General features: G+C 64.5%; 10 protein-coding genes. 2 read left to right on the top strand and 8 right to left on the bottom strand.

Features of this window, described 5'->3' with window-relative positions:
* The first annotated feature begins 158 nt into the window (after positions 1-158).
* Positions 159-1682 carry a S41 family peptidase gene (locus tag PCE31107_RS02845; RefSeq protein WP_150606366.1) on the top strand — a complete coding sequence of 508 codons (1524 nt, stop codon included), beginning with the start codon at positions 159-161 and terminating at the stop codon, positions 1680-1682.
* 70 nt (positions 1683-1752) lie between these two features.
* Entirely contained in the window at positions 1753-2505 is a 753-nt protein-coding gene (locus PCE31107_RS02840; protein ID WP_150606364.1) for a HesA/MoeB/ThiF family protein, read from the top strand.
* Between the two features lie 153 nt (positions 2506-2658).
* Here the strand turns inward: PCE31107_RS02840 and ptsP are convergent, their stop codons facing one another.
* The 8 genes from ptsP to PCE31107_RS02800 form a co-directional block, all read right to left on the bottom strand.
* Positions 2659-4395: a phosphoenolpyruvate--protein phosphotransferase gene (ptsP, locus tag PCE31107_RS02835; protein WP_130024737.1), complete on the bottom strand. Its 1737-nt coding sequence runs from the start codon at positions 4393-4395 to the stop codon at positions 2659-2661.
* 144 nt (positions 4396-4539) lie between these two features.
* A complete protein-coding gene (locus PCE31107_RS02830; protein WP_017232712.1) occupies positions 4540-4809 on the bottom strand; it encodes an HPr family phosphocarrier protein in 270 nt (89 codons plus the stop codon).
* Between the two features lie 3 nt (positions 4810-4812).
* Entirely contained in the window at positions 4813-5226 is a 414-nt protein-coding gene (locus PCE31107_RS02825; protein WP_150606362.1) for a PTS sugar transporter subunit IIA, read from the bottom strand.
* Between the two features lie 169 nt (positions 5227-5395).
* Positions 5396-6334 (bottom strand): glutathione synthase, encoded by a 939-nt coding sequence (gshB, locus tag PCE31107_RS02820; RefSeq protein WP_150606360.1) that lies wholly within the window; start codon positions 6332-6334, stop codon positions 5396-5398.
* Between the two features lie 60 nt (positions 6335-6394).
* A complete protein-coding gene (locus PCE31107_RS02815; RefSeq protein ID WP_150606358.1) occupies positions 6395-7702 on the bottom strand; it encodes a helix-turn-helix transcriptional regulator in 1308 nt (435 codons plus the stop codon).
* Positions 7703-8138: 436 nt separating this feature from the next.
* Positions 8139-9428 carry a glutamate--cysteine ligase gene (gene gshA, locus PCE31107_RS02810; RefSeq protein WP_017232716.1) on the bottom strand — a complete coding sequence of 430 codons (1290 nt, stop codon included), beginning with the start codon at positions 9426-9428 and terminating at the stop codon, positions 8139-8141.
* A 359-nt stretch (positions 9429-9787) separates the two neighbouring features.
* Entirely contained in the window at positions 9788-11257 is a 1470-nt protein-coding gene (gene amt / locus PCE31107_RS02805) for an ammonium transporter (RefSeq protein ID WP_246181717.1), read from the bottom strand.
* Positions 11258-11343: 86 nt separating this feature from the next.
* On the bottom strand, positions 11344-11682 hold the full coding sequence (locus PCE31107_RS02800; RefSeq protein WP_010804740.1) for a P-II family nitrogen regulator: 339 nt from the start codon (positions 11680-11682) through the stop codon (positions 11344-11346).
* Positions 11683-11687 lie beyond the last annotated feature (5 nt).

The raw sequence follows: 11687 nt of genomic DNA, 5'->3' as shown, positions 1-11687 counted from the left end.
CCCACAAAGTCGCCGCAACCGGAACTTTTCGTAGAACCACTCCGGAAAACTCCCTGTCGAATGGGCAATGCCCGCCCTGCGGGCAAACGGTTATACTTCGCCAAAGTGCGCGCGCCCCTTGGCGGGCGCCCCGAAAAATCCGGAATTTCCACGCCTATATGCGCCAAACCCTCAAACACATCGGCCTGATCGTGCTGGGCCTCGCAACCGGTGCGGCTGCCACCCTCGCGTTCTCGCAGGCTTCCGCACAAACCGCTACCACGCCGTTGCCGCTCGAACAGCTCCGGCTGCTGGCCGAAGTGTTCGGTCAAATCAAGCGCGAATATGTGCAGCCGGTCGACGACAAGAAGCTCCTGACCGCAGCCATCAAGGGCATGGTGTCCAGCCTCGATCCGCATTCGTCCTATCTCGACAAGGACGAATACAAGGAGTTGCAGGAACAGACGCGTGGCCGCTTCGCCGGTCTTGGCATCGAGATCTCTCAGGAAGACGGCCTCGTGAAGGTCATCTCGCCGATCGAAGACAGCCCGGCCTTCAAGGCGGGCCTCAAGCCTGGCGACCTCATCACCCGCATCGACGACAAACCCGTGCGCGGCATGACCCTTGATCAGGCGGTCAAGCGCATGCGCGGCGCGCCCGGCAGCAAGGTCACGCTGACCATCTACCGCAAGTCGGACGAGCGCACGTTCCCGGTGTCCATCGTACGTGCTGAGATTCGCGTCCAAAGCATCAAGGGCAAGATGCTCGAGCCGGGCATCGCTTACGTGCGCATCACGAGCTTCCAGGAACGCACGGTGCCGGATCTGGCCAAGAAGCTGCAGGAGCTGGCCAAGGATCAACCGATCAAGGGTCTGGTGCTCGACCTGCGCAACAACGGTGGCGGCATTCTGCAGTCGGCCGTCGGCGTGTCGGCAGCCTTCATGAAGGAAGGTGCCACGGTCGTGACGACCAACGGCCAGATCGAAGACGCCAAGCAGAAGTACACGGCCACCTTCGACAACTACCGTCTGTCGGCGAGCCCGGAGGATCCGCTCAAGGGCGAAGCCGCCTTCTGGAAGACGGTGCCGATGGTCGTGCTGGTGAATGCCTACTCGGCGTCGGCCTCGGAGATCGTGTCCGGTGCGCTGCAGGATTCGAAGCGCGCGCTGATCATGGGCAAGACGACCTTCGGCAAGGGCTCCGTGCAGACCGTGCGTCAACTGTCGCCGGACACGGCGCTGCGTCTGACCACGGCCTACTACTACACGCCGAGCGGGCGCTCGATCCAATCCATCGGTATCACGCCGGACGTGCCGGTCGACCAGAATCCGAAGGGCGATCCGGAAGACGTGCTGGTGACGCGCGAAATCGACTACCAGAACCATCTGCACAACACGCAGAAACCTGACGAGCAGAAGGCCATCGACGCCCGCGAAGCCCGTCGACTGGAAGAATTGCGCCGCCTCGAGGAAGAGAACGCCAAGAAGACGCCGGAAGAGCGCAAGAAGGAGCGAGACGCTCGCCTGCCGGATCTGGGCAGCGCCGACGACTTCATGCTGCAGCAGGCCGTTCACCAGCTCAAGGGCGAGCCGGTCCAACGCACGAAGTCCCGTCTGGAAGCCAATGCCGGCCCGATGCCGAAGGACGCGTCCAAGGCCGCCAGCCCTGCCGCGACGCCGGCCAAACCGTCGGACAAGAAGTAAGCATCGGCTTTACACTACAAACCGTGCCCGCGAAAGCCGGCACGGTTTTTTTATTCTTTTCCGTTTTGCGATGAACGACGACCAGTTGCTGCGTTACTCCCGCCATATCCTGCTCGACGAACTCGGTATCGAGGGTCAGGAGCGTCTGCTCGCGGCCCACGCCGTGATCGTGGGCGCAGGCGGTCTCGGCTCGCCCGCCGCGCTTTACCTCGCGGCCTCCGGCATCGGACGCATCACGCTGATCGACGACGACGACGTCGATCTCACCAACCTGCAACGACAGATTCTTCACGACACAGGCAGCGTCGGGCGGCCCAAGGTGGTCTCCGGACGCGATCGCATTGCGCAGATCAATCCCGGCGTGGTCGTCGACGTCGTCACCGAACGGGTGGACGAAGCGCAGCTCACAACGCTCGCCCGCGGCGCCACCGTGGTGCTCGATGGGTCGGACAACTTCACCACACGTCACGCCGTCAATCGGGCTTGTGTCACGGCGAGGGTGCCGCTCGTGTCCGGCGCGGCCCTGCGCTTCGACGGACAGATCAGCGTATTCGACGTGCGCGACGACGCGTCGCCGTGCTACGAATGCATCTTTCCCGCCGACGAACCCTTCCCTGAGCAGGCCTGCGCCACGATGGGGGTTCTCGCCCCGCTCGTAGGCATTATCGGCAGCATGCAGGCGGCCGAGGCGATCAAGCTCATCACGGGCATCGGGAAGCCGCTCGTTGGGCGCCTACAGATGCTCGACGCCCTCAGAATGAGCTGGCACACCATGCACTGCGCCCGCAATCCGGAGTGCAAGGTCTGCGGCCAGCGCCACTGAAGGCATAGGGTCCGGCCGACGTTGACCCGGCGTCGCACGAACACTCCAATCGCGCTCAATGCCCGGTGAGCGCGGGCGAAAAAAAGCGTGCCCCTGCGACAGGAGACCCGCTTTTTTCGTAGTTGGGGGATGCGCGATGCCCCGGCCTGCCCGTCAGGCCGCCGCCAGGCGCGCCAGCGCCGCCTGCATCTCCTCGGGTTCAGTGGCGGCGAGCAGCTCCTGGACCGGCCGCTCCAGATCCGGCAGATGCGCCCGCAGGATCTCCTGCTTGACCTGCAGCAGTTGGCTCGGATGCATTGAAAACTCGCGCAGGCCCATGCCGAGCAGTAGACGGGTCGCCGTCGGATCGCCCGCCATCTCCCCGCATACGGCCACCGGCACGCCAAACGCATGCGCTTCGCGAATGGTCATGGCGATGAGTCGCAGCACCGCCGGATGCAGCGGGTCGTATAGATGGGCGACGGCGTTGTCCGCGCGATCGATCGCGAGCGTGTATTGAATCAGGTCGTTCGTGCCAATGGACAGGAAGTCGAGCCGCTTGAGGAACATCGACACCGTGAGCGCCGCCGCCGGCACTTCGATCATCGCGCCCAGCTTCACGCCCGGGTCGTAGAGCAGGCCCGCCGCGTCGAGCTGCGCCTTCGCTTCACGAACGAGTTCGAGTGTCTGGTCGATTTCCTGCGCATGCGCGATCATCGGGAACAAAATCTGCACCTTGCCGAACGCCGACGCACGCAAAATCGCGCGCAACTGCGTGAGGAACATGCGCGGCTCGGAGAGGCTCCACCGAATGGCCCGCAGCCCCAGAGCGGGGTTCGGCGCCGTCTCGTACGACTCATGACTGTCGAGCGGCTTGTCGGCGCCCACGTCGATGGTCCGGATCGTCAACGGCAGACCTCGCATCGATTCGACGGCGCGCTTGTACGCCTCGAACTGCGCCTCTTCCGCCGGCGCCTCCTTTTCGTTCATGAAGAGGAATTCCGTGCGGAACAGCCCCACTCCCACCGCGCCGGCGGCGACCGCCGTCGCTGCGTCCTCCGGCAATTCGATGTTGGCCAGCAACGCGATGTGGGTGCCGTCGATCGTCTGCGCGGGCGAATGCTTCAAACGCTGGAGACGGCGCTCCTCGAGCGCACGCTCGCTTTGGCGGTAGCTGTACTCCTCGAGCACGATCGGCGCCGGGTCGACGATGACGATACCGTGATCGCCGTCGATGATGATGACGTCGTCCTGCTTGATGAGCAGGCTGGCCTGCGCGACGCCGACCGCCGCCGGAATGCCCAGGCTGCGCGCGACGATGGCCGTATGCGACGTCTTGCCGCCAAGATCGGTGACGAAGCCTTTGAACGTCTGTGACTTGAATTGAAGCATGTCGGCCGGCGCGATGTCGCGGGCCACGACGATCATGTCGTCGCGTGGCGTCTCAGCCACCACATGGCGAATGCCGGGTGCACCGGCGAGCGCCTTGAGTACGCGCTCGGTCACCTGTTCGATGTCGGCGCGGCGCTCTCGCAGATACTCATCGTCGATCTCCTCGAAACGGGCGACGAGCACCTCGAGCTGGGTGGTCAGCGCCCATTCCGCGTTGTAGCGGCGCTCGCGAATCAGCCTGATGACGGCGTCGGCCAGCAGCGTGTCGTTGAGGATCAGCGAGTGAACGTCCAGGAATGCGCCCATCTCGCCCGGCGCATCGTGGGGCAATTCAACCTTGAGGGTGTCGAGTTCGTGCTGGACGGTCGCCTGCGCGCCGTGAAAGCGCGCGATTTCGTCGTCGACCTGGGTAGGGTCCAGCAGATAGTGCGGAACATCGAGCGTGGCGGGCGCGAGCAAGTAGGCGCGTCCGATTGCGATGCCGCGGGAAACGGGAATGCCGTGCAGGGTGAAAGACAAGGAAGTCTCCCGGTTCAGAGGCGGATGATTCGACCGAAGTCCGTGTATTTTGCCGCGTACGGGCGGCGCTCGGCACGGTGAGTCGCCATTGGGCACAGGCGCGATCGACGCTCGCGGCGCACCGCGACTCACCGCAACGGCGTGTTACTCCCCTTCGCCGAACTTGCTCGCGATGAGCGCCAGGATTTCATCCATGGCTTGTTGCTCGTCAGCGCCTTCAGTCTCCACTTCGACCGTCGCGCCAATCCCGGCAGCCAGCATCATGACGCCCATGATGCTCTTCGCGTTGATGCGCCGACCATTCCGGGTCAGCCAGACCTCACTCTGAAATTTCGCCGCCAATTGCGTCAGCTTTGCCGATGCCCGGGCATGCAAGCCCAATTTATTTACGATCGTCGTTTCTTGTCGAAGCATGTTTCAGTGTGACGTAGTGTGTGTGGCCGGCGCACCCGCGCCGACTTCCAGAATACCTTTAGATCCGCCCGAAAGCACCTTCTCCACCAACGTGTCGAGCGGCACCGAGCGATAGCACACCGCCTTGATGAGCATCGACAGGTTCACCCCTGAGAGCACACGCACCTTCGAATCGACGAGTTGCGCAGCAACATTCGACGGCGTGGCCCCGAACAGATCGGTGAGGACCAGCACGCCGTTGTCTTCGTGCAACTGCGCGAGGCGTTCGCGCGCCGTGACGACGAGTGCCGCCGTGTCCTGGTCGGGCACAACGTCGATCGCGCCGATGTGCGCCGGACAACCGCCATAGATGTGCGAAACACACTCGCGAAGTGCCGAGGCGAGCGGTGCGTGAGCAATAATCAGAATTCCAGCCATGATGCTAGGTACGCCAAGCGCCGCGCGTGTTTGGAAGACAAACACAACGGCGAACGCGAACCTGTCGTTTTTGGGACTGTTATTTTAGCAGGCGCGCAAAAAACCCGAATTTTCATCAAGTTAGGGGCTGTCTGAAACGACTCGACGCCCGACCGGCCCCGGATTTGCCTTACACCGCCCGTTCCAGCGCGTCGATGAACATCTTCGGCACGTCGAAGCCGGTTTGCTCCGTAATTTCCTGGAAACACGTCGGACTCGTGACGTTCACTTCCGTGAGGCAATCACCGATGACGTCGAGCCCTACGAGCAGCAGGCCACGTTGCCAGAGTATCGGCGCCAGTGTTTCGGCAATCTGACGATCGCGCGCCGTCAGGTCGCGCGCCTCGCCCACGCCGCCGGCGGCAAGGTTGCCACGCACTTCATTGCCCTGCGGGATGCGCGCCAGCGAGTGCGGCACGACTTGGCCGCCGATGACGAGAATCCGCTTGTCGCCCAGCACGATCTCGGGAATGAAGCGCTGCGCCATCACCGAGCTGGCCCCGTATTCACCGAGCATTTCGATGACCGACCCAAGGTTGCGGCCATCCGGCCCGATGCGGAACACCCCCGTGCCGCCCATGCCGTCGAGCGGCTTGTAGATCACGTCGCCATGTTCGTCGTGAAAGGCGCGCAGGCGGTCCGCGTCGCGCGTGACCAGCGTCGGCGTCACGAACTGCGCAAACTCGGCGATCGCCATTTTTTCGGAGTGATCACGAATCGAGCTCGGCTTGTTGAACACCCGGGCACCGGCGCGCTCGGCGACTTCCAGCAGCCACGTGGCGTTGATGTACTCCATGTCGAACGGCGGGTCCTTGCGCATGAGCACGGCGTCGAACTCGGTAAGCGCACTCACCCGTGTTTGCACCACGTCGTACCAGGCTATCGCATCGCCCGTCAGGCGAATCTCCCTGACGCGCGCATCGACCGCCGCGTTTTGCCATGCCATCTCGTGCGTCTCGCACGCAAAGATGCGGTGCCCTCGACGCGCGGCCTCGCGCATCATCGAGAACGTGGTGTCCTTGTAGATCTTGAACTGGTCGAGCGGGTCGGCGATAAAGAGAATCTGCATCGATCGGCGGGAGTCTTTGGGGGTTCGGATGCACACACCGCGGGCAGCGGCGACAGGCGTCTATTCTAGCCGAGGCGCCATTTTGCCGCTGTGCGTCGCCTCGACGAGCGGCGCCACGCGCTCGCGCGCCCCCAGCGCACGTGCGCCGCTTCCGAGCGCCGCCGTCCCGCCCAGCCCAAGCAGCAGCGATGCGTCGCGCACGGGGTCCAGACGAGCGCGCATGAGCGACAAATGCGTCTTGAGCGTTTGCACGCCAATCGCGCAAGCCTCGCGCGTCTGGGCGCGCGACTGCCCGGCAAGCAATCGCATCGCGATCTCGCGCTGCACCGGGGTCAGCCCCGTCTCCCAGAGCCGCAGCAGCAGCCGGATGGCGGGCGGCACGGCCAGGTGCAGGGCAATGCGCACGCGCTCGGTCGCTCGCCCCCCCATCCCGCACAAGTGCGTGGCGTGCAGATGCAGCGTGCCGCCCGGCACCTCGACCGCCGTGCAGACCGGCACGCCCGGCGACGAGGCATCCGATGGGTGGAGTCTGAGTTCGTCGACCAGCGTCTGGCACGCCTGCACCACGACGCACGCGTCGGGCCAAGCCCGCCCCGGCATGCGTTGCCAGACCCGTCGCATGAGCGTCAGCGCTGCGGGGTCGGCCCACTCCGGCTGACGCCGATGCCAGACGAGCGTACCCGCCACGTCGTCGCCAATCGCGCCCGACGGCTCGGGCCGAAGGGGCTGCGCAGGCGATGTCATCGCCGTCATCGGCGGAAAACCGGGGCGCTTGGGTGGCGTGGCGAATTCAGCGGCGGCTGCCTCGAACGCCATGACTTCGCGCGCAGTGAAACGCGGCTGCGACCTGCGGCGCGACACGAACAATCGCAACACACCGAGGGGTGCGATGGCCAACAGATCGGCGCCGTCGCTGCGCGCCGCTTCCTCGCCGCACGCCCGGGGCGCCGGCAACAGACAAACGTCGAGCAAGTCGCCGTCGGCGAGGCATTCCGCCAGTTCCGGAGGACGACGCAACGTCGACGGCGCCGCGCCCAGAGCGCCCCGCGAGCGCCGCGCATGACCGCATAACAGCTCGCCGTGCGCGAGCGAGCGCTGTAACTCCGCCACCGGCGGCATCGTCCAATCGCTGGCGGCAAGGCGCTCGCAGGCTGACAGCGGTGCCTGCGGTGCGTACCAGCGGGTGGCCTCGGCCGTCGCGGCCGGGTCGGCCGGGTCGGCTGACGCATGACACCAGAGCGCGGCGACGCCATCCGCCGCCAGACGTCGGCGCAGCGCCTCCAGCCACAGCGGCAGATAGCCCAGCGTCGGTACCGGCAGTTGATGGATTTGACGAAGGCCCGTGCGCAAATCCCCCTGCATTTCCATGTGCCTCCCAGACACCCCCGTTCCGAGGAAATTTCCTATTCCGCGTCGAGACGGACGCGCATCCCCCGTTCGGGGGATGTGGTGCACGTCAAACGGTCGCATCATCGCTTCAATGCTGACGCGAACGAGACGGCGGATCGGCACAGTACACCGATCCAACAGTCGAAGGGGGAGCGCAGGAAACCAGTTTGCGGGGGGGAACCGCCCAGGGAAGCCCCGATTTCCGGTCGTTGCATGAGGCGACCGGTAAATGTGACGCCCGGCTAGTCGGGGGGCCAGCCGGGCGTCTTTTTCTTTTCGCCCCACGGAACTTGAAGCGTTCAAGGCCTCCGCCGCACGGGCAGGGCCTCACCTCAAATTCGGAAACATCTCAAACCAACGCGTGACCGAAAGGGCGTGAACGGATGCCACTCGCCGCCGCGCCGATCATGCCGCGTCAATACGTTTCCGGATCCGGATCGGTGCGCTCGAGTTCGACCGACGCCGCGAGCAGCGCCAGACGCGCCACCACACCGTACATATAGAACCGGTTGGGCGGTGCCGCCCCCGGCTTGGCGTGGACATCGGGCAGTGCCGTATGCTCGAAGGCGAGCGGCACGAAGTGCATGCCCGGCGCGTTGAGGTTCTCGTCGGTCCCGCGTCCGGTGTGCACCCGGTAGAAACCGCCGACCACGTACCGATCGATCATGTAGACGACCGGTTCGGCCACGGCTTCGTTGATGCGCTCGAACGTGTAAACCCCTTCCTGCACGATCACGTCATGCACTTCGAGACCTTCCTTGACCACACTCATCTTGGTGCGCTCGCGCCGATTCAGGTTTTTGATCTCGGCGGCGTCGTGCACCATCATCACGCCCATGCCGTAAGTACCGGCATCGGCCTTGATCACGACGAACGGCTTCTCGCTGATGCCGTACTCGCGATACTTCTTGTTGATCTTCTTGAGCACGGCGTCGACCGTATCGGCGAGCTTTTCTTCCCCCACGCGCTCGTCGAAATCGATGCCCTCGCACTTGGCGAAGTACGGGTTGAGCATCCAGGGATCGACGTCGATCATCTTGGCGAACTTCTTGACGATGTCGTCATATGCCGAGAAATGCTGGCTCTTGCGGCGCACCGCCCACCCCGCATGCAGCGGCGGCAGGAGGTACTGTTCGTGCAGACCTTCGAGAATCGGCGGAATGCCGGCGGACAGGTCGTTATTGAGCAGGATCGAACACGGATCGAAATTCTTGAGGCCCAGCCGGCGCGGTGTACGCTCGAGCGGCTCGATCACGACGTGCTGGCCGTCGGGCAACTCGATGGTGGTCGGCTCGGTGATGTCGTCCGAGAGACTGCCCAGACGCACATGGAGCCCCGCGTGACGCATGATCGTCGATAGTCGCGCAAGGTTCTGCAGGTAGAAGGTATTGCGCGTATGCCGTTCGGGAATGAGCAGCAGGTTCTTGGCGTCGGGGCAGATCTTCTCGATGGCGGCCATCGCCGCCTGCACCGCAAGCGGCAGCACCTCAGGCGCCAGATTATTGAAGCCGCCGGGGAAGAGATTGGTGTCGACCGGAGCAAGCTTGAAGCCGGCATTACGCAGGTCGACCGAACAATAGAACGGCGGCGTATGTTCCTGCCACTCGAGCCGGAACCAGCGCTCGATGGCGGGCGTCGCATCGAGGATCTTCTTTTCCAGGTCGAGCAAAGGGCCTTTCAGAGCCGTGACGAGATGCGGAACCATGCTTCTCTCATATCCAGATGGAATATCGATTGTAGAGCATACGCTCGGCGCCCCCCACCCTTGGGCAGGATCGGAGGACGTGGAGTGCGCACGCCGCGGTGAGAGAAGATGGGGACGAAGCGGGGAATCGCAAGCGAAAAAAACGGGCACCCGCCGGGTACCCGTCCAATGCCGGGGGCGGCCGTCCGACCAGCCACCGGCAACCTCTCTTGCTCGCCCTGGGCCGAGGTTGGCAGCGTATCGTTGCCGATTCGCGGGCGCTTGTTGGAAGTCACGCCCGGCCGAAGCCGGGCCCAAACCATGCGATGTCACAGCGTCGAGCGGTGGGGCAAACGCCCCCCCCACCGACGTCTGCGTCATCAGTTGTGATAAGCGGATTCGCCGTGCGAGGTAATGTCCAGACCCTCGCGCTCTTCGTCTTCCGGCACCCGCAGACCCAGCACGATGTCGGCGATCTTGAAGGCGATGAAGGCGACCACGCCCGACCAGACGACCGTGGTGAGCACGGCCTGCAGCTGGATCCAGACTTGACCGGCGATCGAGTAGTCCGGCGCCACCTTGTTGGCCACGTAGTCGTAGATGCCCGTGCCGCCAAGCGACGGGGCCGCGAACACGCCCGTCAGAATCGCGCCGAGCATACCGCCCACGCCATGCACGCCAAACACGTCGAGCGCGTCGTCGGCCTTGAGCAGGCGCTTCAGGCCATTCACCCCCCACAGGCAGATCAGACCGGCAAGCAGGCCGAGCACGATCGAGCCCATCGGGCCGACGAAGCCGGCGGCCGGCGTCACCGCCACCAGACCGGCGACAGCCCCCGAGGCGCCACCGAGCATCGACGGCTTGCCCTTGCCGATCCACTCACCGGCCGTCCACGACAGCGTGGCAGCCGCGGTGGCGAGCAGCGTGTTCACGAAGGCGAGCGCGGCACCGCCGTTGGCCTCCAGCCCCGAGCCGGCGTTGAAGCCGAACCAGCCGAACCAGAGCAGCGAGGCACCGATCATCGTCATCGTGAGCGAATGCGGCTTGAACGCTTCCTTGCCGAAGCCAACACGCTTGCCGACCATGTACGAGCCGACCAGACCGGCGATAGCGGCATTGATGTGCACCACCGTACCGCCTGCGTAATCGAGCGCGCCCTTCTGGAAGAGCCAGCCGGCATGTGCCGTGGCGGCGTCGGCGGCGGCAGGGTCCGTGTAAGCATCCGGACCCGACCAGAACCACACCATATGGGCGATCGGCAGGTACGAGAACGTGAACCAGATCACGGTGAAGAGCAGCACGGCCGAGAACTTGGTACGTTCGGCAAATGCCCCGACGATCAGCGCACAGGTAATGGCGGCGAACGCGGCCTGGAACGCCATGTACGCGTATTCCGGCACATTCACGCCCTTGCTGAAGGTCGCGGCGATCGAGTCCGGCGTCATGCCCTTCAGGAACAGTCGATCAAAGCCCCCGAAGAACGCCCCGCCCTCGGTGAACGCGATGCTGTAGCCGTAGATCGACCAGAGCACGACCACGAGCGAGAAGATGATGAAGCACTGCATCAGCACCGAGAGCATGTTCTTCGAGCGGACGAGACCGCCGTAGAACAGGCCCAGGCCGGGCAGCGTCATCAAAATCACCAGCGCGGTACAGGTCAGCAGCCAGGCCGTATCGCCTTTGTTCGGCGGCACGGGCGTTGCGGCGGCAGGCGCCGGCGCAGCGGCCTGAGCCGACGGTGCAGGCGCAGCCGCCGGCGTCGCAGCCGTCGCTGCGGGTGACGCCGTCTCCGACGCGGCGGCAGGCGCCGAAGCGTCCTGCGCGAGCGCGGCGGTCGAGCCGAGGCCCATCGTGCCCGCGACGCCCGCGAAGGCGGCGACGAGCAACAGTTTGGCAAGCAGTTTTTTCATGATTTGTTGTCTCTTTTGTAGGACCTTCACAGCGCGTCTTCGCCCGTCTCTCCCGTACGGATGCGGACGACGTGTTCGACGTTGGACACGAAAATCTTGCCGTCGCCGATCTTGCCGGTGCGGGCCGCCTGCTCGATGGCGTCGATCGCCTGATCGAGCAGGGCGTCGCCGATGACCGCCTCGATCTTCACCTTCGGCAGAAAGTCGACGACATATTCTGCACCCCGATACAGCTCGGTATGGCCCTTCTGGCGGCCGAAGCCCTTGACTTCGGTCACCGTAATCCCCGCCACGCCAATGTTCGAGAGGGCTTCGCGCACCTCGTCGAGCTTGAAGGGTTTCACAATTGCGGTTATCAGCTTCATATTGA

The sequence above is a fragment of the Pandoraea cepalis genome, assembly GCF_902459625.1.
Classification (GTDB): Bacteria; Pseudomonadota; Gammaproteobacteria; order Burkholderiales; family Burkholderiaceae; genus Pandoraea; species Pandoraea cepalis.
Note: the sequence above shows the minus strand (reverse complement) of the source record. Positions and strands in the feature narration are given on the sequence as shown.